This is a genomic window from Proteiniphilum sp. UBA5384, assembly GCF_002410825.1.
Lineage (GTDB): Bacteria > Bacteroidota > Bacteroidia > Bacteroidales > Dysgonomonadaceae > Proteiniphilum.
On sequence record NZ_DHOS01000073.1, the window covers coordinates 81588 to 106818 of the forward strand.

Annotated in this window: 20 protein-coding genes; 13 read left to right on the forward strand and 7 right to left on the reverse strand. The window is 46.4% G+C overall.

All coding sequences use genetic code 11. From position 1 onward, the window contains the following. Positions 1-15 precede the first annotated feature (15 nt). From B4G81_RS14515 to ilvC, 12 genes are all read left to right on the forward strand, one after another. A complete protein-coding gene (locus tag B4G81_RS14515; protein WP_294083736.1) occupies positions 16-1299 on the forward strand; it encodes a glycoside hydrolase family 76 protein in 1284 nt (427 codons plus the stop codon). Positions 1300-1322: 23 nt separating this feature from the next. Further along, positions 1323-2486: a DUF4972 domain-containing protein gene (locus tag B4G81_RS14520; RefSeq protein WP_294083746.1), complete on the forward strand. Its 1164-nt coding sequence runs from the start codon at positions 1323-1325 to the stop codon at positions 2484-2486. A gap of 5 nt (positions 2487-2491) precedes the next feature. Continuing rightward, positions 2492-3967, forward strand: a complete 1476-nt coding sequence (locus tag B4G81_RS14525) for a DUF4972 domain-containing protein (RefSeq protein WP_349678762.1) — start codon at positions 2492-2494, stop codon at positions 3965-3967. 544 nt (positions 3968-4511) lie between these two features. Further along, a complete protein-coding gene (locus B4G81_RS14530) occupies positions 4512-5999 on the forward strand; it encodes a 2-isopropylmalate synthase (protein WP_294083751.1) in 1488 nt (495 codons plus the stop codon). Positions 6000-6013: 14 nt separating this feature from the next. After that, positions 6014-7396 carry a 3-isopropylmalate dehydratase large subunit gene (leuC, locus tag B4G81_RS14535; RefSeq protein ID WP_294083753.1) on the forward strand — a complete coding sequence of 461 codons (1383 nt, stop codon included), beginning with the start codon at positions 6014-6016 and terminating at the stop codon, positions 7394-7396. A gap of 109 nt (positions 7397-7505) precedes the next feature. Further along, positions 7506-8105: a 3-isopropylmalate dehydratase small subunit gene (gene leuD, locus B4G81_RS14540; RefSeq protein WP_294083756.1), complete on the forward strand. Its 600-nt coding sequence runs from the start codon at positions 7506-7508 to the stop codon at positions 8103-8105. A 52-nt stretch (positions 8106-8157) separates the two neighbouring features. Beyond that, the gene (locus B4G81_RS14545) at positions 8158-9717 is read left to right on the forward strand and encodes an alpha-isopropylmalate synthase regulatory domain-containing protein (protein ID WP_294083758.1); all 1560 of its coding nucleotides are present in this window, start codon (positions 8158-8160) and stop codon (positions 9715-9717) included. Between the two features lie 101 nt (positions 9718-9818). After that, positions 9819-10895, forward strand: coding sequence for a 3-isopropylmalate dehydrogenase (gene leuB, locus B4G81_RS14550; RefSeq protein WP_294083760.1), 1077 nt, complete (start codon positions 9819-9821; stop codon positions 10893-10895). After that, on the forward strand, positions 10882-12723 hold the full coding sequence (gene ilvD, locus B4G81_RS14555) for a dihydroxy-acid dehydratase (protein WP_294083762.1): 1842 nt from the start codon (positions 10882-10884) through the stop codon (positions 12721-12723). Before leuB ends, ilvD begins: the two co-directional genes overlap by 14 nt. A gap of 44 nt (positions 12724-12767) precedes the next feature. Next, entirely contained in the window at positions 12768-14492 is a 1725-nt protein-coding gene (gene ilvB / locus B4G81_RS14560) for a biosynthetic-type acetolactate synthase large subunit (RefSeq protein ID WP_294083763.1), read from the forward strand. A gap of 41 nt (positions 14493-14533) precedes the next feature. After that, complete coding sequence (gene ilvN, locus B4G81_RS14565) at positions 14534-15109, forward strand: acetolactate synthase small subunit (RefSeq protein WP_294083765.1); 576 nt, start codon at positions 14534-14536, stop codon at positions 15107-15109. Positions 15110-15132: 23 nt separating this feature from the next. Continuing rightward, positions 15133-16179 carry a ketol-acid reductoisomerase gene (gene ilvC, locus B4G81_RS14570; RefSeq protein WP_294083767.1) on the forward strand — a complete coding sequence of 349 codons (1047 nt, stop codon included), beginning with the start codon at positions 15133-15135 and terminating at the stop codon, positions 16177-16179. An 85-nt stretch (positions 16180-16264) separates the two neighbouring features. Here the strand turns inward: ilvC and pdxA are convergent, their stop codons facing one another. The 3 genes from pdxA to rlmN form a co-directional block, all read right to left on the reverse strand. Further along, the gene (pdxA, locus tag B4G81_RS14575) at positions 16265-17362 is read right to left on the reverse strand and encodes a 4-hydroxythreonine-4-phosphate dehydrogenase PdxA (RefSeq protein WP_294083769.1); all 1098 of its coding nucleotides are present in this window, start codon (positions 17360-17362) and stop codon (positions 16265-16267) included. A gap of 55 nt (positions 17363-17417) precedes the next feature. Then, on the reverse strand, positions 17418-18419 hold the full coding sequence (locus tag B4G81_RS14580; RefSeq protein WP_294083771.1) for a DUF4837 family protein: 1002 nt from the start codon (positions 18417-18419) through the stop codon (positions 17418-17420). A gap of 83 nt (positions 18420-18502) precedes the next feature. Beyond that, on the reverse strand, positions 18503-19528 hold the full coding sequence (rlmN, locus tag B4G81_RS14585; protein WP_294083774.1) for a 23S rRNA (adenine(2503)-C(2))-methyltransferase RlmN: 1026 nt from the start codon (positions 19526-19528) through the stop codon (positions 18503-18505). A gap of 133 nt (positions 19529-19661) precedes the next feature. On the opposite strand from rlmN, the gene B4G81_RS14590 reads away from it, so the two are divergent. Next, on the forward strand, positions 19662-20522 hold the full coding sequence (locus B4G81_RS14590) for an SDR family oxidoreductase (protein WP_294083776.1): 861 nt from the start codon (positions 19662-19664) through the stop codon (positions 20520-20522). 149 nt (positions 20523-20671) lie between these two features. Here the strand turns inward: B4G81_RS14590 and B4G81_RS14595 are convergent, their stop codons facing one another. From B4G81_RS14595 to B4G81_RS14610, 4 genes are all read right to left on the reverse strand, one after another. Next, positions 20672-21394, reverse strand: coding sequence for a head GIN domain-containing protein (locus B4G81_RS14595; RefSeq protein ID WP_294083778.1), 723 nt, complete (start codon positions 21392-21394; stop codon positions 20672-20674). A gap of 57 nt (positions 21395-21451) precedes the next feature. Continuing rightward, the gene (locus B4G81_RS14600; protein WP_294083780.1) at positions 21452-22762 is read right to left on the reverse strand and encodes a TolC family protein; all 1311 of its coding nucleotides are present in this window, start codon (positions 22760-22762) and stop codon (positions 21452-21454) included. Positions 22763-22767: 5 nt separating this feature from the next. Then, a complete protein-coding gene (locus B4G81_RS14605; RefSeq protein WP_294083782.1) occupies positions 22768-23874 on the reverse strand; it encodes an efflux RND transporter periplasmic adaptor subunit in 1107 nt (368 codons plus the stop codon). 81 nt (positions 23875-23955) lie between these two features. Further along, positions 23956-25203 (reverse strand): ABC transporter permease, encoded by a 1248-nt coding sequence (locus tag B4G81_RS14610; protein ID WP_294083784.1) that lies wholly within the window; start codon positions 25201-25203, stop codon positions 23956-23958. Positions 25204-25231 lie beyond the last annotated feature (28 nt).

Below are 25231 nucleotides of genomic sequence, written 5' to 3' on the forward strand. Positions count from 1 at the left end.
TTAATCAATAGAATAATGAAACAATATATATTTACCATAATATGTTTGATGTCGGCTGCATTTTTGTCGGCATGCAATGATGACAAGGAAGCCAAACCCTATATTCCGGATTACGAAATCGTACCGCAATATACTGATGCCGATACGTGGATAGCTTACGAGGCTTTTAATCAATATTTGCTGGATAACAACAAATATATCTATAAAGCCAGTACGGCCAATGAAGCCGCCGTGGATCGTAATAATGGAGCGGCAGCGATCTGGTGCCAGCCTATTTATTGGGATATGGCCATTAATGCCTATAAACGCGCCAAGGCCGAAAGTAACACCGAAAGGGAGCAGAAATATAAAACTCTTGCCGATCGACTCTTCGCCGGAAATAAAGCACATTATGCCAATTTCGACTTTGATGATAACAATACCAATACCGGATGGTTTATTTATGATGATATCATGTGGTGGACCATCTCTTTGGCACGTGCTTATGAAGAGTTTGGTGTGGGAGAGTATCTGGACCTGTCGGAAAAAAGTTTCGGCCGTGTTTGGTATGGTTCCGAAAAAGTAGGTGATACAGGATCGTATGCCGATCCCGAAAAAGGACTGGGCGGCGGTATGTTCTGGCAATGGCAACCTATCCAGAACCCGAGACCGAATGAGGCTGACAACGGTAAAATGGCTTGTATCAATTTTCCGACCGTTGTGGCGGCACTTACATTGTATAATAATGTGCCGGAAGGGAGAACCGAATCTTCCGACCTTCGACCTGTCTATCAGACAAAAGAGCAATATCTGGAAAAAGGAAAAGAAATCTACGATTGGGCGGTAAATAATTTGGTGGATATCAGTACCGGACAGGTTGCCGACAGCAGGCATGGAAACGGTAATCCGGCATGGAAAGATCATGTATATAACCAAGCAACATATATCGGTGCTTCCATATTGCTTTATAAAGCGACCAAAGAACAGCAATATCTGGACAATGCCGTTATGGCTGCAGATTATACGATGAAGACTATGTCGGGGACATTCGATCTGCTACCTTTCGAGTCGGGTGTTGAACAAGGTATATATACAGCTATTTTTGCCCAATACATCGCCATGCTGGTATATGATTGCGGACAGGAACAATATATTCCTTTCATCAGGCGCAATATCAATTATGGATGGGCGAACCGTGATAAAACACGGGATATTTGCGGTGGCGACTATACCAAGGCTGTCGTGGAAGGTGATGCAGTAGAAAGTTATGCCGCTTCAGGTATTCCCGCACTGATGTTATTGTTTCCTGTAGATAAATGATTGAATACTAATAAACAAAAAAAATGAATACCGTATATTCGATTTGGAAAATGGGACGCTATACATTGCTATGTGTGGTATTAATGCTGCAATTTATTGCATGCTCAGAAGAGAAGCATGATGAGTATACCGCAGCGCCTGAGATTGAAGATGTATATATCCATCAGTTAGATGAGCTGATTGCCGAAATGCAGGATTTGCAACAAAATTCGGATTATGGGGAAAAGAAAGGTCAATACCCCACTGAAAGCCGGGCGATTCTTTCGGATGCGATAGATGCTGCCAACCGCGCCGTGTTATTGATCAAGTATCAGAACCCGGCTCCTTCAGAAAATGAAAAACAGCGTTATATCATAAATACGGAAGCTGCTATGGAGAAATTCAGGAATTCAGTCCGTACTGAAGATGCCGAGACTATTCCGGCAGAATTGTTTGTCGACGGTAAAGGTGGTAACTCCTTTATTGACTTCGGTCGCAGTGAGGAATATGTGAAGTTCGGCGAACAAGGGAAACAAGCATTTACAGTGGAACTTTGGGTGAAAATTACCGAACGGGGACGATGGGATAACTGCTTGTTCCTCTGCTCATATATATCAAACGATGACTGGCGCAATGGCTGGATGATGTATTGGCGCAAGTCAGATAACGGGATTTATCGTACTACATGGGGCGGACTGAATACGACCAATGGCGATAGGGATCTTTGGGAACCCAGTTTCAGGGTATCGGACGACCTGGATCAATGGCAACACTTTGTAGCTGTGTATAGCGATGAAGGATTGGGCGGCAATTCAACCCTGCGTGCCAAACTTTACCTGAATGGCGAATGGATGAAAGATGAAATTGTTTCTCCCGTGACGAGAGTGTACCAATCGGCACATTATGCCGAGTATTCAAAGCCGATGACCGCTTTCGGACGTTATATGAGGACTACTGACGATTTATTTGAAGAAGGATTCTCGGGATATATGAAGAAAATCCGTATCTGGAAAACTGCCAAAAGTGCCGATTATATCAAAAAGTCTTATGAGGGTGCGGTAGAAGTGACCGGAAAAGAAACCGACCTGGCGGCAGGATGGGATTTTACCTCCAAACCTTCCGGAGCAGACAATGAAATTATTGACCTGACCGGACGGCATACGGCCAAAATTATAGGGACATATAAATGGGAGCGTATTGTGGAATAATAAATATGAAAGCGATGAGACAAATAAATAATAAACAGAGCAATAGTATGTTTCTTGTCCTCCTGATGATATTCTGTTTGGCAGGAGCTTTTTCGGCCTGTTCGGAGGATGATAAAAATGAATATATCACCGATACGCAGTTGAGTATTTTGCAGGAAAACCATGCGTCATTGACTTATTTGCTGAAAAATTCTACTTACGGTACTGCGCCGGGTACTTATCCCGAAGCAAGCAAAACGATCCTCAGTAACGCGATTGCCGAATTGGAGACATCCATTACCAAGGTGAAGTCCGGCGAACTGTTTGATGAGGCTGCATTGGAGGCCATTGTGGCAAAAGCAAACCAGGCAATTGACGAATTTAAAAATTCGAAATATTACAATCTGTCACCTGTAGCACAACAGTTCATCAGCAACCTGATGGCGAAAGCCGATCTGTTACGCGAAATGATTTCCGACGAAGCATTATGGGGAAACCACAAAGGGCAGTATCCCTTGGAGGGGAAAGCTGCACTCGAGAGTGCTGCGGAAGAACTAGAAGCGCTGGCAGACAGGATCAGGACAGGAGCTATTACCGATATGACACAGGAAATCTACGATCAGGCTATTGCCGCGGGCGACAAAAAATTGGACGAAGTGAAAGCTACTGCCTGGCCGGAGGATAACCTGATATGGAACCTGTTTGTGGATGGTAATAACGGGGGATATATTGATTTCGGGTATAAGGAGGATTTTGTGAGGTTTGGTGGAGATGATCATCAGAACTTTACCATTGAACTTTGGGTGAATGTCAAAGAGTTCTGCAGTAAGCCCGGTGAAGATAACAGTACATTCCTGGCTTCATTCGTGAACTCGCCGCGAAGCGGATGGCGTGTGCAATACCGTAAGGTAAACAATGGGAACGAACACTGGCTGAGAGGTTCCATGGCACACTGGCAAAACGAGGGACCAAGTGATCCCCAATGGTGGGAGCCGAGAGCTATCGTTAGTAATCCAAAAGACAAATGGACCCATTTTGCTTTCGCTGTGGCTGACGATGGCGTCCCGGGTTTTGATCCTCCGCAGGAACACACAAAGTCGTGTGTATTTGTGAATGGTTCCCAAACGGGTGAAGTCATCCGGGTAGGAGAGCCATGGCGCACATATATTGAAGACGGTTGTGTAGAGCAGCAAATGCCGATGACAGCCTTCTGCCGCTTAGATGCCGATAAAGCAACCCGTGAAGAATATTTCTCCGGTTATATCAAATATATACGTATCTGGAAAGGAATCAGGAGCCGTGATGATATCCGGACCTCGGCACAAGGTAACAATGACGTTGATCCCAACGATCCGAATCTCGTCGCCGCCTGGGATTTTGAAGTGCATGGTTCACAACCTCAGGGTACAACGATATCGGATGTGACCGGTCGGCATATTGCCACTTTGAAGGGCCCGCAAGGTTCGTCTGAGTGGGTTGAAGCAACCACTATCGCCCAATAAATCTTTATTGGAAAATCAATTTTGAAAAGCGTCCGGTTTCATAAATTGGGCGCTTTTTTACAAAACCGGAATCATTTAAAAACTGGAAAAATTGTATCCGGATATCTCTTTTATAAAATAAAGAAGGTATAAATATAAACAATTCATTATCGAAAGACATTGTATGGAACACGTGGAAGATGAAATGGGGAGGTAGGGATAATTCATTGATTATTTGTTTAGTTTGGGTGATCGATAAGTTTCAAATCGAAAATTTCAGGCTGAAATAATAATCAAAATGAAAATTTTTTGAATAAAATCGTGAAAATATTTTGTTGATATCATTTTTTGCATTTACTTTGCAACCGTCAAACAAGAACAATTTCAAGTTGCCATATGTATTATCAGGTCGGTATTCTAGTCATTTCTATTCTACTTCTGGAAAAATTCGGAGGGTGAGACTGGCATATCTGTGATTTACATTAGGTAAAAAAAATAGGGATAACCTTTCTCACCCGGTGGGAAAGGTTATCTTTTTGTGTAAGGATAAAAAAAAGTGAATAAAATGGAACGTATTTATGTATTTGATACAACATTAAGAGATGGCGAACAGGTGCCGGGTTGTCAATTGAACACTATTGAGAAGATCCAGGTAGCACAAACTCTTGAGTTGTTGGGGGTGGATGTGATTGAAGCCGGTTTTCCCGTATCGAGTCCGGGCGATTTTAATTCGGTGGTAGAAATATCCAAAGCGGTTACATGGCCTACTATCTGTGCGTTGACCCGCGCGGTGGAGAAAGATATAGAAGTGGCTGCCGAAGCACTGAAATATGCCAAAAGAAAAAGAATCCATACCGGCATTGGCACATCCGATTCACATATTAAATACAAATTCAATGCCACCCGTGAAGAAATCATCGAACGAGCTGTCAAAGCCGTAAAATATGCCCGTAATTTCGTGGACGATGTAGAGTTTTATGCCGAAGATGCAGGTCGTACCGAGAATGAATATCTTGCCCGTGTGGTACAGGCTGTGGTGAATGCCGGAGCCACGGTGGTGAATATACCTGATACGACCGGCTATTGTTTCCCCGATGAATATGGTGCAAAAATAAAATACCTTATTGATAACGTAGATCTGAAAGATGCCATCCTCTCCACCCATTGTCACCAGGACCTGGGAATGGCCACCGCCAATACTATCGCGGGAGTGTTGAACGGGGCTCGTCAGATAGAGGTGACCATCAACGGTATCGGTGAACGCGCGGGGAACACCTCCCTCGAAGAGGTGGTGATGGCATTGAAAAGCCATAAAGATCGCGGATTCGATACCAATATTAATACACAGCATATCTATTCCGCCAGCCGGATGGTATCGAGCTTGATGAATATGCCGGTACAACCCAATAAAGCTATTGTGGGGAGAAATGCTTTCGCGCATTCTTCCGGGATTCATCAGGATGGTGTACTCAAAAATGTAGAAACATATGAGATCATCAATCCCCAGGATGTGGGAATCGATGACAATGCCATCGTATTGACAGCTCGCAGCGGACGCGCCGCACTGAAAAACCGTTTAGCTATCCTTGGTGTAAAACTCGAAGGCGAAGAACTCGACGAGGTATATCAGAAGTTTCTGGAAATGGCTGACAGGAAGAAAAGTATCAATGACGATGATATACTGATGTTAGTGGGTAAGGATGGACGCCTGACCAGGATCAAAATAGAATACCTGCAGGTATTGTGTGGTATTGGAGTACGTGACGTGGCCAGCATAGGTCTTGATATTGCAGGGGAGCATTTCGAAGCCACGGCAAGTGGCAACGGACCGGTAGATGCTGCTATCCGTGCTGTAAAAAATATCATCCGGCGAAAAATAAAAATCAAGGAATTCCTTATACAGGCCATCGACCATGGTAGTGATGATATAGGTAAAGTGCATATGCAGGTGGAACATAATGATATACATTATTATGGTTTCTCTGCCAATACCGATATCGTGGCGGCATCCGTGGAAGCATTTATTGATGCGGTGAATAAATTCGTAAATTAACAAATCAATTATATATGAAGACTCTTTTTGATAAGATATGGGATGCACATGTAGTGGCAACCGTGAAAGATGGTCCCACCCAATTATACATCGACAGGCATTTGTGTCATGAAGTAACCAGTCCCCAGGCTTTTGCCGGTATCAGGGCTCGTGGATTGAATGTGTATCGCCCGAAGCAAACCACGTTAACGGCTGACCATAATATCCCCACAATGTGGCAGAACAAGCCTATTCGTGATACCGTTTCCCGTTTTCAGGTGGAAACCCTTGCGAAAAATGCTTCAGATTTCGGATTGACATACTATGGGCTTAATAACCCCAAGAATGGAATTGTGCATGTGATTGGTCCCGAGAATGGTTATACCCAACCCGGAATGACGATTGTCTGCGGTGACAGCCATACCTCCACCCACGGGGCTTTTGGTGCTATTGCTTTCGGTATCGGTACCAGCGAGGTGGAAATGGTGCTGGCATCACAATGTATACTGCAAACCCGTCCCAAGACTATGCGGATCAATTTTGACGGGAAGCTGGAAGAAAATGTAAGCGCCAAGGATATGGCACTTTATATGATTTCTCAATTAACAACAGGAGGTGCGACCGGTTATTTTGTGGAATATGCCGGTGAAGCAGTCCGAAATCTTTCTATGGAGGAACGGATGACCCTTTGTAACCTGAGTATAGAGATGGGGGCACGTGGAGGCTTGGTTGCCCCGGATGAAACCACTTTTAACTATATCAAAGGGCGGGAATTTGCCCCCAAAGGAGATAAATGGGAAAAAGCGGTGGCCTACTGGAAAACGTTGAAGAGTGATGAAGGAGCTGCCTTTGATAAGGAGGTCACTTTCGACGTGGCAAAAATACGCCCGATGATCACTTATGGTACCAATCCCGGAATGGGGATGCCTATCGATGGCACTATTCCTCATCTGGATGATATCGGGGAAGCAGGAAAGATATCATTCGAGAAGTCGTTGAATTATATGGGATTCACTCCGGGAGAGAAGTTAGAAGGAAAACAAATCGATTATGTCTTTCTGGGTAGCTGCACCAACGGCCGTATCGAGGATTTTCGGGTATTCACCCAGTATGTGAAGGGTAAAAAGAAAGCAGGAAATGTTACTGCATGGTTGGTGCCGGGCAGTTGGCAGGTGCGCAAACAGATTGAAGCCGAGGGATTGGACAAGATACTCGAAGAAGCCGGATTTGAACTCCGTCAGCCCGGTTGCTCAGCCTGTCTGGCGATGAATGATGACAAGGTGCCGGCAGGTAAATATGCAGTTTCTACCTCCAATCGTAATTTCGAGGGGAGACAGGGGCCGGGTGCGAGGACTATCCTTGCCGGACCTCTGGTGGCCGCTGCCGCTGCCATAAACGGAAAAATCACGGAACCATAAATGAATGTGATGATGTGCTGATATGCTGATTGGAGAAGGTGAACAATTTATATGTCAGTGTATTGGCGGGAAATTAGGATAAAAAATACTAAAAAAGTAAAGAAATAAAATGGAAAAGTTTCAAACAATAACATCCACATATGTGCCACTTCCGATTGAGAATGTGGATACAGACCAGATCATACCTGCGCGTTTCTTGAAAGCAACCACGCGCGAAGGATTTGGTGATAACCTGTTCGCCGACTGGCGTTATGATAAAGAAGGAAATCCTAAACTCGATTTTGTACTGAACAATCCGGTCTATTCGGGAGAAGTATTGGTAGCAGGAAAAAATTTTGGTAGTGGTAGCAGCCGTGAACATGCCGCATGGGCAATCGGTGGTTACGGATTTAAAGTGGTCGTATCGAGTTTCTTTGCTGATATCTTTCGCAATAACGCCCTCAATAACGGTATCCTGCCCGTGGTAGTGAGTGAGAAGTTCCTGGGCGAGTTGTTTGTCTCGGTGGATAAAAATCCAAAAGCCACGGTGACGGTCAATCTTGAGGAACAGACAATTACGAATAACGGAACAGGGTCAGCAGAATCATTCGAGATCAATCCCTATAAGAAAGAGTGTCTGCTAAAAGGACTGGATGATATAGACTTTCTTCTCTCCAATAAGGATAAGATTGAAGAATATGAGAGAAACCGTGCTTTTGCGTACGAGTAATTAGTCTTATCATTATTACATCAGTAAATCATCACATCAAATATAGGTTGTTTTGGGAGAAGCAAGGAAAATAGAAATCATGGACACCACCCTTCGCGATGGTGAGCAAACCTCGGGAGTCTCTTTTGCCGCGCAGGAAAAGGTTAGTGTGGTACGGCTCTTGCTCGAGGAGTTGAAGGTCGATAGGGTGGAGGTTGCTTCGGCACGAGTTTCCGAAGGTGAATTCCAGTCTGTAAAGAAGATGGCGCAATGGGCACAAGCACACGGATTTATAGATCGTCTCGAGGTGCTCGGATTCGTAGATGGCACTACTTCCCTGGAATGGATTGTAAATGCCGGCTGCAAAGTGGTCAACTTACTATGTAAAGGCTCATTGAAACATTGTACCTACCAGTTATGCAAATCGCAACAGGAGCATCTGGCAGATGTGAAAAACACTATTGTCCATGCGCAACGAATGGGTTTGGCAGTCAATCTTTATCTTGAAGATTGGTCCAATGGGATGCGTGATTCCAAAGAATATGTATTCCAGATGATGGACGGTTTAAAGGATGAGGCTGTCACCCGTTTTATGCTGCCCGATACGTTGGGCGTGCTCAATCCCGACGAAACAAACCGTTTCTGTTCGGAAATGATTGCCCGTTATCCCGGTCTTCATTTCGATTTTCATGCCCATAACGACTATGACCTGGCCGTGGCAAATGTATATGAAGCCATCAAGGCAGGTGTGCATGGCGTGCATGTCACCGTGAACGGATTGGGCGAACGTGCCGGCAACGCACCGATCACCAGTGTGGTGGCGCTTATCCACGATCATATGGGGTTACGTACCAATATAGATGAATCAAAACTCTATAATGTGAGCAAAGTAGTAGAGAGTTACTCCGGTGTGCGTATCCCTAATAACAAACCGGTAATTGGCGACAATGTGTTTACCCAGGTGGCGGGTGTACATGCGGATGGCGACAAAAAGAAAAACCTCTATTTCAATGACTTGATGCCCGAACGGTTCGGCCGTTTCCGTGAATATGCACTGGGTAAAAATGCGGGCCGTTCCAATATTATTAAAAATCTGGAAGCATTGGGGATCGAACTCGATGATGAGTCAACCCGTAAAGTGACCGCACGTATCATTGAACTCGGTGATAGGAAAGAAATCGTAAATCTCGATGAACTACCTTATATCGTTTCGGATGTGCTGAAGAACGGGATTGAAAATCAGGATATCAGGATGCTCAACTATTCACTTACACTGACTGATGGGTTGAGACCGACCGCCACCGTAAAGATATCTATCAAAGGGGAAGTCTATCAGGAGACTGCTGCAGGAGAGGGGCAATACCATGCTTTTTCCAAAGCAATGTACAAGATATACAGGAAATTGAACAAGCCGGCGCCGGAATTGATTGATTATGTGGTAGTGATTCCCCCGGGTGGAAAAACCAACGCTTATGTGCAGACCGTGATTACCTGGAAGTTTGATGACAAGGTTTTCAAGACCCGTGCGCTAGATATCGACCAGACCGTAGCGGCCATCAAAGCGACAATGAAAATGTTGAATATGATTGAGAGCGGGAATATTCCCAATATGAATTATATGAGATTACCTTGATTGATGTGATGATCCTGATGAATTAGGACAACTTGTCCCGACCTTCGGGAAATAGTGATGATTGGTAAATTGTAATCAACAAATCAGTAAATCAATTTTATATGCAATTAAATATAGCTGTACTACCGGGCGACGGAATAGGTCCGGAAATCATGGAACAGGCACTGAATATTACTTTGGCTGTCTGTGAAAAATTTGGTCATTCATTGACCTGTAAAAAAGCTGTCGTGGGTGCTTGTGCCATCGATGCAACCGGTGATCCTTATCCTGCCGAGACGCATAAACTCTGTATGCAGAGTGATGCCGTTCTTTTCGGCGCTATCGGTGATCCCAAATATGATAATGATCCCAATGCGAAAGTACGTCCTGAACAAGGATTGCTACGTATGCGCAAACAGTTGGGGCTCTACGGGAATATCCGTCCTGTAATGACCTTCCCTTCTCTTATCCATAAGTCGCCTCTGCGGGCTGATTTGGTAGAAGGTGCTGATTTTATCTGTATCCGTGAACTGACGGGCGGTATGTATTTCGGTCGCCCGCAGGGAAGGAGCGAAGATGGCAATACAGCTTATGATACTTGTGTATATACCCGAGAAGAGATAGAGCGGGTGTTGCATCTCGCCTATAAATTTGCCGGCCAGCGGCACAAGAAAGTGACGGTGGTAGACAAGGCAAACGTGATTGCTACCTCACGGCTCTGGCGTCAGATTGCACAGGAGATCGCACCTCAATACCCCGATATCGAAACCGATTTCCTCTTTGTGGATAATGCCGCCATGCGTATCATCCAGTGGCCTAAAAGCTTTGATGTGATGGTAACCGAAAACCTGTTCGGTGATATCCTTACCGACGAAGCTTCTGTCATCACCGGATCACTAGGGTTGCTTCCTTCGGCATCAGTAGGATTACATACATCGCTGTTCGAACCGATTCACGGGTCTTATCCGCAGGCTACCGGTAAGAATATCGCCAACCCTGTAGCCATGATCCTCTCTGCGGCCCTCATGTTTGAATATGGCTTTAACCTTATGGAGGAAGGAGCACTTATCCGTGAAGCGGTGAATGCGAGCCTTGAAGCGGGAGTTGTTACTGAAGATATCGCCGATGGCGGAAAAGCATATAGTACCTCTGAAGTAGGGGAGTGGATTGAAAAATATGTAAAAAATGGACGAAAATAAAAATAATTCCGGTTTGCGGAGTGCGACCAGTACGCAAGGGCGTCGGATGGCGGGTGCCCGTGCTCTCTGGCATGCCAACGGGATGACGCGTGAGCAGATGGGCAGGCCCATTATTGCGATCGTCAACTCTTTTACGCAATTTGTGCCCGGCCATGTGCATCTGCATGGAATCGGGCAACTGGTGAAACAGGAAGTCGAGAAATTAGGTTGTTTTGCAGCCGAATTTAACACAATTGCTGTGGATGACGGGATTGCAATGGGACACGACGGTATGTTGTACTCACTGCCGTCACGCGACCTGATCGCCGATTCGGTAGAATATATGGTGAACGCCCACAAGGCCGATGCGATGATCTGTATCAGTAACTGTGACAAGATCACGCCGGGTATGCTGATTGCTGCCATGCGGTTGAACATACCTGCGATCTTTGTATCGGGAGGACCTATGGAAGCAGGAAAAATCGGTGAAGAACAGGTCGACCTGATCGATGCCATGATCGAGTCGGCGGACGAATCAATCTCCGATGAAAGGGTGGAACAACTCGAACAGCTGGCTTGTCCTACCTGTGGATCCTGTTCAGGTATGTTCACTGCCAACTCCATGAACTGCCTCAATGAAGCGATCGGATTGGCCTTACCCGGAAATGGTACCATTTTGGCGACACATGTCAACCGCAAGCAACTGTTTATAGATGCAGCGCATCAGATCGTGGAAAATGCCTTTAAATACTACTTTGATGGTGATGAATCGGTATTGCCTCGGAATATCGCTACCCGTAAAGCATTTCTGAATGCCATGACGCTCGATATCGCCATGGGGGGATCCACGAATACGATCCTCCATACACTGGCTATCGCCCATGAAGGGGAAATAGATTTTACTTTGGATGATATTGATGCCCTTTCACGTAGGGTACCCTGCATCTGCAAGGTGGCGCCTAACTCAAAAAAATACCATATTCAGGATGTAAACCGGGCAGGAGGAATTTTGGGTATACTCAATGAACTCGCCAAATCAGAACTTGTGGATACCTCGGTACACCGTGCCGACGGACATACCCTGGCTGAGGCATTGTCAGCATACGATATTACCAATGGGAGCCCCGGTGTAGAAGCGCTCAGAATCTATTCGTCCGCACCCGGTAACCGGTATAATATTGTAATGGCATCGCAGAACGCACAGTTCAAAGAACTGGATACCGACAGGGAGAATGGTTGTATCAGGAATATAGAACATGCTTATACCAAAGATGGTGGACTGGCCATCCTGAAAGGAAATATTGCAGAAAACGGCTGCGTGGTAAAGACGGCCGGCGTAGATGAGAGCATTTGGAAATTTAGCGGCAAAGCCAAAGTGTTTCATTCTCAGGATGATGCCTGTACAGGTATACTGAATGGTGACGTGCAGGCCGGTGATGTGGTTGTAATCGTGTACGAAGGCCCCAAAGGGGGACCCGGAATGCAGGAGATGCTTTATCCTACGTCCTATATCAAAGCCCGGCATCTGGGTGCCGAATGTGCGTTGATTACCGATGGGCGTTTTTCGGGTGGTACCTCAGGGCTCTCTATCGGCCATGTCTCTCCCGAGGCGGCTGCAGGCGGCAGTATCGGACTGGTACGGGAGGGCGACATCATCGAAATAGATATCCCTTCCCGTTCCATCAATTTAAAAATATCGGACGAAGAACTTCAGGAGAGAAGACGGCAGGAAGAAGCCAAAGGAGAAAATGCCTTTAAACCCCGGCGCGACAGGGTAATTTCGAAGGCATTGAAAGCGTACGCCGCTTTTGTAAGTTCGGCCGACCTTGGGGCAGTAAGAATCATTTAAGATAAGAGATACAATTTTAGGTTCAAGTTTAAAGAGAAGAGTGTATGGACAAAACTATTCAAACGGAAACTATTCCCGGGAGTGAAATACTTATTCGTTCACTGCTCGCCGAAGGAGTAGACACCATATTCGGCTATCCGGGTGGAGCTATCATGCCCGTATTCGATGCCTTGTATGATCATAAGAATGAGATCCGGCACATCCTGGTACGTCATGAACAGGGAGCGCTCCATGCAGCGCAGGGATATGCCAGGGTCTCGGAAAAGGTGGGTGTAGCCCTTGTTACATCCGGTCCCGGTGCAACCAATGCCATCACCGGTATCACCGATGCCATGATGGATAGTACCCCGTTGGTGGTGATCTCGGGACAAGTCAATTCCACCCTGCTGGGTTCAGATGCTTTTCAGGAGGCCGATGTGATCGGCGTCACTCAACCCATTACCAAATGGGCTTACCAGGTACGGCGAGCGGAAGATATCGCATGGGCGGTTTCAAGGGCATTCTATATTGCTTCAAGTGGACGTCCCGGACCGGTGGTGCTTGATATAGCCAAAGACGCACAGGTGCTGAAATGCGGTTTTGTGTATGAGAAAACGACCTTCCTGCGGAGCTATCATCCGCTACCGCAAGTGGAAGAAGATAAGATAAAAAAAGCAGCCGACATTATCAACAATGCCAAAAAGCCGTTGGCCCTGGTAGGACAGGGGGTAATCCTTGGAAAAGCTGAAAAAGAATTATGCGCTTTCCTGGAAAAAGGAGGTATTCCGTTTGGGTCTACTATTCTGGGACTCTCAGCCATGCCTTCCGATCATCCCCTGAATCAGGGTATGCTGGGTATGCACGGCAATGTGGCACCCAACATGAAGACCAATGAGTGTGATGTGCTGATTGCTATAGGAATGCGGTTCGACGACCGGGTGACAGGTGATCTGAAAACCTATGCCAGACAGGCAAAGGTAATCCATTTCGATATAGACTTGGCCGAAATGGACAAGAATGTGAAAACTACTGTAAAAGTACTGGGTGATGCAAAACAAACATTACCAATGGTAACCGCATTGCTCGAAAAGAAATCATACCCCGAATGGACCGGAGAGTTTAAATCCTACGAGCAAAAGGAATTTGACTGTATCATCAAAAATGAACTTTATCCCGAAAATGGGGGAGCAATAAAAATGGGCGAGGTGGTGAACAAAGTGACCGAAGCCACCCACAATAAAGCTGTCTGCGTCACCGATGTAGGACAACACCAGATGATGGCTACCCGCTATTTCAAATACAATCAATCACGCAGTATGGTCACCTCGGGTGGATTAGGTACGATGGGATTTGGCTTGCCTGCCGGTATCGGAGCCAAATATGGTGCTCCCGACAGGACGGTCTGTGTCTTCGTCGGAGATGGTGGGTTACAGATGACGATCCAGGAATTCGGTACTATTATGGAATATGGTATAGATGTGAAAATTATCCTGCTGAACAATAATTTCCTGGGGATGGTGCGCCAATGGCAGGAACTTTTTTTTGACGAGCGCTATTCGGAAACACATCTGAAGAATCCCGACTTTGTAAAGATTGCCGATGCTTATAATATAAAAGGACGCAAAGTGACTCAGCGTGCCGAACTTGATGAAGCTATACAGGAGATGCTGGCACACAAAGGAGCATACCTGCTTGAGGTGTTGGTGGAGACCAAAGGAATGGTCTATCCGATGGTACCTGCGGGTGGAACAATTACCAATATACTGTTGGGGAACGGGCATACTTTGTGAAAGTAAAAGTTAAGAGTGAAAATTAAAAATTAAAAGTAAGCATGGACGGGAATAAAATATTATATACTATCACTATTTTCTCAGAAAATACGGTAGGAGTTCTCAATCAGATTACAACCATCTTTACCCGCAGGCAACTCAATATCGAGACATTGTCGGTATCGCCATCTGCTATCAGGGGAATCCATAAATTCACTATTACTACCTTCTCGGATGACGAAGAGGTGATGAAAAAGCTGGTACGGTTGATCGACAAGCGGGTGGATATATTGAAAGCCTATTTCAATACCGACGAAGATCTGGTACATCAGGAACTGGCACTTTATAAACTTTCGACCGATAAGGTAATGGAACATGGTTCCATTGAATACCTGGTGAGAAAATACAATATCCGTATCTTGGAGGTGAATGAAGATTGTGTGGTCTTTTTAAAGGCGGGACATTATGAAGAGACTCAAAGTCTTTTTGAAGAATTGGCGGAGACCATTGGCGTGTTGCAATTCGTCCGCTCGGGAAGGATTGCCATCACCAAGTCGAAGGTAGAACGCCTGAGTGATATGTTGTCCAAATGGGAACAGCAGAGGATCGACTTGCAAAAAGCGGAAAATGCAGTATAAAATCAATAAAAATAGAAACAAAAATGGCAAAAATGAATTTTGGCGGGGTAGAAGAAAATGTAGTTACCCGCGATGAATTTCCCTTGGAGAAAGCACGGGAAGTATTGAAAGATGAAACAATAGCAGTGATCGGCTATGGAGTGCAAGGCCCCGGACAGTCGCTTAACCTGCGTGATAATGGATTCAATGTAATTATAGGTCAGCGGAAGGAAAGTAAGACCTGGGATAAAGCGGTAGCCGATGGATGGGTGCCTGGTGAAACGCTCTTCGAAATTGAAGAGGCGTGCGAACGGGGTACCATCATTCAGTACTTGCTTTCTGATGCGGCACAAATTGCCCTGTGGCCCACGGTAAAGAAACATCTGACTGCGGGGAAGGCTCTTTATTTCTCTCATGGTTTTGGTATTACCTATAAAGAACGTACCGGTATCATCCCGCCTGCTGACGTGGACGTGATCTTAGTAGCTCCTAAAGGATCGGGGACAAGCCTTCGGAAAATGTTTTTAGAAGGACGTGGCCTTAATTCAAGCTATGCCATCTATCAGGATGCTACGGGAAAAGCATTCGACCGCGTGATCGCCCTTGGGATAGGTGTAGGATCGGGATATCTTTTTGAAACCGACTTCAAACGTGAGGTATATTCCGACCTTACCGGTGAACGGGGTACGCTGATGGGCGCTATCCAAGGCCTGTTGCTGGCTCAGTATGAAGTATTACGTGAAAATGGACATACCCCTTCTGAAGCATTCAACGAAACGGTAGAAGAACTTACCCAGTCATTGATGCCGTTATTCGCCGAGAAAGGGATGGACTGGATGTATGCCAACTGTTCCACTACCGCACAACGGGGTGCGCTCGATTGGATGGGACCGTTCCATGATGCTGCTAAGCCTGTCTTTCAGAAACTCTATGAGGAAGTAGCCTGCGGTAATGAAGCACAACGCTCTATCGATAGTAATTCACAAGCTGATTATCGGGAAAAACTGGAAGAGGAGCTGAAAACCCTTCGCGAAAGTGAAATGTGGCAGACCGGAGCCGTCGTGAGAAAATTGCGTCCGGAGAATAATTGATTACTGCAATACTGAATATAAATACGGTAATTTAAAAAAGAAAGAGCCCGACAGACCGTCAGGCTCTTTCTTTTTATCCCAGATCCTACATCTCTTCTTCTTGGGTAAGATCCAGTTTCTCGTCGTCTTTACCCCGGTCGAAGAACATTTTTTTCAGTGGATTTTTGCGGGCTTCGTCATAAGCCTGCCTGTTCCTGAAAACATCAATACCCATATAAATAGCCTGGCGGAACGACTCATCGGAAGCCATGTTTTTTCCCGCAATATCATAAGCAGTACCATGATCGGGCGAAGTACGCACGATCGGTAAGCCTGCCGTATAATTGACGCCCGAATCCATGGCGAGGGTCTTGAAAGGAATCAGCCCCTGGTCGTGGTACATCGCCAGGATGGCATCGAACTCCTTGAATCGTCCCGATCCAAAGAAACCGTCGGCCGGGAATGGCCCTGCACAGAGTATCCACTGGTCCTGTGCTTCCTTTACTGCGGGCGCAATGATCTCATTTTCCTCTTTTCCCAACAGTCCGTTTTCTCCGGCATGTGGATTTAGTCCCAATACGGCAATACGTGGGTTTTCTACCCTGAAATCACGTTTCAACGTGTAATCAAGGGTTTTCAGTTTTTCCATAATCAATTCCTTGGAGAGTTTTGACGAGACCTCCGAAAGAGGAACATGAGTAGTGGCTAATGCCACGCGCATTGTTTCCGTTGCCATGATCATCAATGCCTTTTCCCGGTTTACGGCAAAACGCTCTTCTAAAAATTCGGTATGTCCGGGAAATTGAAAGCGATCATTTTGAATAGAGTCTTTATTGATGGGAAGCGTGACTAATACGTCTATTTTACCATTGGCCAGATCCTGACAAGCAACATCCAGCGCCGTATAAGCTGCGCCCCCGGACTCGGTGCTTGCCGATCCGAGTTCTATCTTGATTTCTTCCTTGATGCAATTGACCAGATTGATTTTCCCTTCATGGGACTCTTCTACCTTGGAGATAATATGAAAATTAGGTGTATCACTGTTGAGTACTTTGCGGTGATAAGACGCCGATTTGGATGAACCGTACACTATAGGGTGGAACAGCTCGAGTATTCTGGCATCGGAGAAGGTTTTCAGTAGAATCTCATATCCTACGCCATTCACATCACCATGCGTGATGCCCACCTTGATTAAATCTGACATGTATATATGTTAATTAAAAATGTATTATGGATAAAAATCCGTGATGAATTAATGATCAAGATTCCTTTTCTCCTTCTCTTTCAGGAATACTGATAGTGTAGAGGGTCGACTCAAGACTACGCATAAGATTTCTCTTATTCATCTCCGGAGCATATACAAATACCTCGACTACCACCACCATACCTGTATTTTCGTTAGCGAAGGCATGCATCACGAACGGGCCTCCCATCATATCTGAGGACATTTCCCAGAGGCCGCGCAACTCTGCACGGAAAAGGCCGTCTGTTTCCATTTTACGATAATCGGGTGAGTAAACAGTGGTGGTTGTCATTTGCGAATCGAACGAACCCTTGATATATTCTCCTAATACCCTATTCCGGATTCCAATAAGTGAGTCTCTTTCAAAAACAGTCTCGGAAGTATAGGGAAATTGGTATATTACGATGTCCTGACGTCCCCGGGGAGCATTGTTGGTCGCCCAGTAGAAATTCTCATGCTCAGTGATGTTGGGCAATCCTTTGGGAAAATGAATATTAATATCAAAAACCTGTTTAACACGGGCTATCGGTTCTTTCGACTGGGTCATGAGATATTTTGCATTGCGTTCCAGTTCCTTGGAAATAAAGTAGTCTATGATACTTTCCTTGTTTTCTGTTACGAATTGTATAAAACTGGCCGTATCAGGTGCATGAATATTCATGATGACCTGCCCCATGGCATATTTATCGAGATCCGCCGTGAGTTTGGGATAACTGTAAATATCCGATATTTCGGGGATAATCACATTCCTCGCTACTTTGAAAGTACTGGTAAAGTTATCCGGAGTAAGTTGCACTACCCGAAAGTTGGGCTCTGGTTGGGGAATCGCCTTTACATTGGAATTAAGTACACCGAAAAGAGCACGTCCCGCAGCGCCTTCCCATGCGTTTTTGTCCATTATGACGATTACCTCGTTAGTAGATCCTGAAGCGGAAAAAAAACTCCCTCCACCGTCACATGATGTAAACAGCACAAATAAAGCCATAATGGCCGGTAAAACTGCATATTGTTCCTTCATATCGACGTAGTTTAAAAGTTGAAAACAAATATACGATTATTTGGGTGAAATAAAACTGTTGAGGCTAAAATAATCGTTAAAGTCTATTTTACCAGCTTCGCCGTCGACAGCATCCCGCAGGCGGCGAAGATATCCTCTCCCCTTGAGGCGCGGATGGTGCAGATGAATCCTTTCGCGGTAAGGAAGTCGCGAAATTTTACCATATTCTCGTTGGAGGAGGGTTTCAGGTTGCTCATCGGGATCACATGGAAGCGGATCAGGTTGATACGGCAGTCCAGACCGGCAAGCAGTTTGGTCAGTTCCCGTGCATAGAGCAGCGAATCGTTCACGCCGTCAAACATGATATATTCGAAGGAAAGTCTCCGTTGACGGCTCCAGTCGTACTCGCGCAGCATCTCAATTACTGAGGTCGAGGGAGCCGATTTTTCGATCGGCATGATGGTGAGTCGTTCTTCCGGTATCGGGTTGTGGAGGCTCACTGCCAGGTGGCATTTGCTCTCTTCGAGAAACCTTTTCAAGTTGGATGTCAGTCCAATGGTGGAGAGGGTGATGCGCCGTGGGCTCCAGCTGAGTCCATATTCAGCCTGGAGCAGTTCCGACGCCTTCTTTACGTTCTTGTAGTTATCCAGCGGTTCTCCCATTCCCATAAACACTAAATTGGTGATCTCTTCCGAGCCGGGCACCGAGTAGACCTGGTTCAATATTTCATTGGTGCTGAGATTATCATGGAATCCCTGTTTTCCCGTCATGCAGAAGTCGCAGTTCATCCGGCATCCCACCTGCGAAGAGACGCAGATGGTAAGGCGGTCCTCTTCGGGGATGGTCACCGTCTCGATGAATTTTCCGCCCGAAGTCCTGAACAGCATCTTACGCGTACCGTCCACCGATGTCTGTATATCCAACGGTTCCGATCTTCCTATATCGAATTTCTCCGAAAGGAGCTCCCTGTTCCTCAGCGAGATGTTGGTCATATCATCGATCTGCTTCACCCGTTTTTCATAGACCCAGTCGGCAATCTGCTTGCCGGTGAATTTGGGCAATCCCAGTTCCGCTACGCTTTCGGTGATCTCGGCAAGCGTCATCCCCAGAAGATATTGTTTTTGCTCCATTTGCTGCAATTATATTTGAAGTGCAAAGATAAGGTTAATTAGTCATAATAAAGTGGGTTTTGCGAACAAATATTTCAAGGGAAGGGTTTTATATGTAGTTAGTTATCAGTTGAAAGATAAAAAATGCGGGATTATGCAGAAACAAAGCGAAGAAAAAAAATTGCGACCGAAACAAGAGCAGCGTCGCCCCGGAAAAGAGTCGAAGATGAGACCGGTCCCTCAAACAGAGCCTGTAAAACAAGAGAATAAACTCAAAGGAAAAATTGCCCTGATAACCGGGGGTGACAGCGGTATCGGGAAGGCCACGGCATTGCTTTTTGCGACGAACGGCGCAGACATTGCTATCGCTTACTTAAGTGAAACCGATGATGCGAAAGCTACCCAAAAGGAGATTCGGGAAATGGGAAGACAGTGCCTGCTCATAAAGGGGGACCTCTCCAAAGAGTCGAACTGTAAAAAGGCGGTCGCTAAGACGATTGAAAGATTCTCCAAACTCGATATTTTAATCAACAATGCGGCTTTGCATTGGGAAAAGGAAAGCCTGGAGGAGATCTCAACGGAACAGTGGGAGCGTACTTTTGTCAATAATGTATTTTCTTATTTTTGGGTTACCAAGTATGCCCTGAAGCATCTCAAAGAAGGCGCTGCCATAGTCAATACAAGTTCTGTGACCGCTTACCGGGGGAGTGCCAAACTCATCGATTACTCTGCTACCAAGGGTGCTATCGTAAGTTTCACCCGAAGTCTTGCCCAGAACTTGGTTCCAAGGAAAATACGGGTGAACGCCGTAGCACCCGGGCCAATATGGACACCGCTGATTGCTTCCACTTTTGATAAGGAAAAAGTAGCCGGATTTGGCAGTGAAACCCCAATGGGCAGGGCGGGAGAACCTAATGAAGTGGCTACCTGCTTTCTCTTTCTGGCGTCCGGCGACTCGTCCTATATGAGCGGTCAATGCTTGCATCCCAATGGAGGAGAGATAGTGAATGGTTGAAATTCTTATATGCTGAAATATATAGAACATGATACAGAAACAAATGAAGTAGAATAAGCGAAAAAACCCGGATACTTTCACAAGCCTCCGGGTTCGAAATTTTTTGTAATTAAAAGTAGAAGTAGAGTATTTATTGAGTAAGCAAGGGGTTAATTCCCTGCTTTTATTTTTCCTAATCCCTCTTTGTTGAGTTCTTTATCCGCCGGGTTACCATAATACCTGACGCTCCCTATACCCTCGGAACGTACCTTAAGGTGTTCTGAGGCATAGCAGCTAACATTACCTACTCCTTCGGAGGTGACAACGGCACTTCGCGCGGTGAGTTCTGTGGTATTTACGTTGCCCACCCCTTCGGATTGGATTTCCACTTTGTCGGCCTTGCCGCCTAATGTGGTGTTGCCCACTCCCTCTGAAGAGATGTAAATGGAGCCGACATCGAGCCTGTCTGCTGTGAAATTGCCTACTCCTTCCGAGTCAATGGTCAGTTCGGGAGTGGAGAAAGTACCTTCGATCTCAATATTCCCTACGCCGTCGAAATCGAGTTTGCTAAGGGTGGGGGTCGAGATGGAGATCAGCAGTTTGTCGGAATTCTTATTCATTTTTTTCTTTTTTAGCCGGCGGTCGTCCATCGTGAGGATGAGTTTGTCGTTGTCCATCCTTACGTCGAGGATATTGAGCAGTTCTTCACTACCCTCTGCAGTTACGCTGACAGTAGGGGATTGCTTGATGTGAATGTTGGCTATCACCGACGATTCGATGGCCGTAAATTCACTTACTTCAAATTGATCCGCAGCCTGGCGCGATTGGGTACCTACGGATATGCAGGCTGTGAAAAGCACTGCGATGAGGATTAATATAGCTGAAATTTTCATATTTTTTGAACTAAGAACTAAAAGTGAAAAGTTAAGAGTGGAAAATGGACAGTGAAATCAATCCCTTAATAATTCAAGGATTTTGAGGCGGAACGCATATTCGTATTTGGCTTGCGCTTCTTCTCCCAGCACTTGGGTGAGGTTGTTCTTGGCGAGGAACAGTTCATAAGAGTTGGCCCGTCCGCTCTCGTATTTCTCTTCCGCGAAACGGTAGGCTTCCCGACTGGCTTCTATGGATTTCAGTGCGGCGTCCCACCGGCTTTTGGCGCCGGTAGCATTGTAGTAGGCCTGCTCAATCCGTTTGCGCAATTCTACTTTGGCCTTGTCCATCTCGAGTTGTGTGTTGGTGATGGCCAGTTCGGCACTATGGACACTGTTCCTGACCTGAAACCGGTTGAAGATGGGGATACGGAGGCTGAACCCGAGCGAACTGCTCCTGTTGTTGCGCAATTGCGAACCGAAAGAGTCGTTATCCCTGCCGCTCATCTTGTAGTAACCGCTTCCGATATTGGCACCGAACGAGAGGGAAGGGGAGTATTGCGCTTTTGCCATCAGCAGTTCCTTCTCACTACTCTCTAACCGGTAGCGCATTCCCCGGATCTCCGGACGATTCACCAACGCACTTTCGTATACCGCTTCCGACCCGAGAAGGGTGGCTTCATTGATCAGCGTTTCTGCGGGAGGTGCCGTGATGTTGAAATGGTTGAATTCTTCCAATTCCATGATTTGGGCAAGGTCGAGCAACGCCAGTTTGAGGTTGCTTTCCGCCTGTACCCGGTTCAGTTCTTCCTTTGCCACTTGCGCTTCCAGTTCATAGAGTTCACCCTGTGCCATCTTGCCGCTTTTTACCAATTCGCTACGACGTTGCAGGTTGGCCCTGCTGGTCTCGATCTGGTTCTCGGCGATCTGGAGCAGTTCCCGGTTGAGCAAAGCCTGAAGGAAAGCGGTGGAGACGCTCATGACGACGTCGTCGCGCATCTTTTCCAGATCGGCTTCCGAGGCGTACATATCAGCTTTTCTTGCATCGATGTTGTGTTTCATCCGCAAACCGTCGAAAAGGGTGATATCACTCCCGAGATTGAAACTGGTCTGGGACGAGTTGGTGTTCTGATAGACATTGTCGAGGCCGATGGAACGGCCAAATACGAAGTTCTGCCCCGCCGACGCGTTCAGGTTAGGCAGCAGGTCGGCACGAGCCTGGCCATAAGCGATCTCCCGCTGTTGCCGGCTCAGTTCCTGCTGTTTGATATTGCGGTTGTTCTCCAGCGCAATACCAATGCATTCCTGTAATGTATACTTGTGCTGTGCTTTTGCAGGAAACAGGAGGGTGCTGATAAACAGGGCGATGATAATAGTTCTGATATACATGGTAATTACTTTTTCTTATCTTCAATAATCTCCGTGCCACGGATCTTGTCATTCTCTTTCAGTCCTTCGGTCACTTCGATGCGGATTCCGTCCGAAAGTCCGATTTTCACATGTTTCCGTTCGAATTCCTGCGGTTTTTCGCTCTTTACCATATAAACGAACGCAGAGTCGCCACTGAATTCGACTGAACTCTCGGGAATAGTCACCACTTCTTTACGCTGGTCCAGGATAATCTCGGCGTTGGCGCTGTAGCCTGCCCGGATAAAAAGATCTTCCGGTAGTTTCAGGGCAGCTTTCATTTCGAAAAGGATGGCCCCGCTTTCTTCTACACCTTTGGGTGCGACATATTCTAATGAGGCGGGAATCTTCAAGTCCTGGATGGCGCCGATGGTAATCTCCATGGGCATCTCTACCGAAAGTTTGCCTACCTCCGTCTCGTCGATCTTACCCACGAAAAGCATGTCCCCCAGGTCGGCTACCGAGGCCACGGTAGTGCCGTCGTTGAAGTTATTCGACTGGATCACCGAATTACCCGCTTTGACGGGCACGTCGAGGATAGTACCGCTCACTGTGGAACGTACCAGCGTATTGCTGGTCTGTGCTGAACTCTTGGTAATCCCGGTGCGTACCAGACTCAGGTTGTCGTTGGCGGCGCGAAGTTCTTCCTGGTCGTTTTTGTACTGTAGTTCCACCTTCTCGAACTCTTCCCTTGAGATCACGTCATTGTCGAAGAGTTTTTTATCACGCTCATAGTTGATTTTGCTTTGGTTGGCTGCTAACCGGGCCCTTTCGACACGCGACTCGGCACTGCTCTCGTTCACCATGTCGGGCACCACCTGTATCCGGGCAATAATATCTCCCGCCTGCACGGTTTCGCCTGCTTCTTTGTAGACCTCGGCAATAATGCCCGACATCTGTGGTTTGATAAGGATCTCATTACGCGGTTCCACTTTTCCTGTGGCCACGGTTCGTTTTTCGATATCGCCTTTTGTGGCAGCTTCGATCTTGTAAGTCACTGTTTTCGGACGCGATTTCTGCCAGAGAAACACAAAAGTAGATATGACCAGGAGCCCTAACAGGGACAATCCAACAATTCGCAATATTTTCTTCATATTATTTTTTTAGAGCCAAGAGCCAAGAACCAAGATCCAAGACAATTGGGTTATTATTACATTATTCACATTGGCACATTATCATTCCTCACTGATCGCCTCCACGGGTTTGATCATCATGGCACGTTGTGCGGGTATATATCCCGCCATGGCACCAATCACGATAAGGATAATGAGTGAACCCACGGCCATGCCGAAGGAGACTTGTGGGTCTTTAAAGAACTGGTCGCCCTGGCTGAGTACGATCCCCGTTGCCCGTAGCAATCCCACTCCCAGCACAATGCCGAGTAGTCCCGCCAATACGGTGAGTACCACACTCTCACTGAGGATTTGGCCGATGATATTCCTGGGGGTGGCTCCCAGAGCCCGGCGGATACCGATCTCTTTGGTGCGCTCCCGGACAGTGACCAGCATGATGTTACTCACACCGATAGCGCCGGCGAAGAGCGTACCCAATCCTACGATCCATATCAGGGCCGCGATGCCGATGCCGAGGTAGTTGAACATCTTGAATTGTTCCTCTATGTTCAAAGTCCATATTGCATCCTTGTCGTCGGGTGAAACCTGATGCTGCTGTTTCAGTATCTCGGTAACCTGATCCTGCACTTTCTTTACCGGTACTTCGTCCTTGGCAGTGACAGCCAGTAGATGAACGATATTTCCCTGGTTGAATGCCTGCTGCATGGTGGAGAATGGGAGTACGACCGATTCAGTGGTATTACCTCCAATGCTGACACCCGAGGTGCCGCGGGCTACTCCTATTACCTGAAAGTAGATGCCGTTCACACGTACCTGTTTTCCGGTAGGATCTTCCCCTTTCTGGAAGAGCACTTCATAGATTCGCTCACCGATCACACATACTTTTCGTTTTTCCGCAATATCGATATCGTTGATATATCGTCCGTAGACCATTTTGCTTTTCTCTATCAGGTCGTATTCCGGATAACTGCCTTTTATGCGGTAGGAGCCGTTTTTATCACCCCTGACCACGTTTTTGTCATTGCTCTCGCTGAACAGCATGGGAGAGATATACTGTAGTTCACTCACCTTTTCTTTGATCACCGGGATATCGCTGTTGGTGATATTCCACCTTCTGCCTTTCTGAAATCCTTTGTAGGGAACGGTTGTGCGCTCCGCTTCGAAGAAGCAGGAATTGGTGGCAAACCCTTCGATCTGCGAAAAAATCCCTTGTTCAAGCGCATTGCCTGCTCCCACCATCAGTATCAGCATCAGCATTCCCCAAAAAACACCGAAGGCGGTCAACGCACTCCGTGATTTGTTGTGCGTGATAGTGATCCATATTTCCTGCCACCTGTCTAAATCAAACATTTTTTTAAGAGTAAAGAGTAAAGAATCA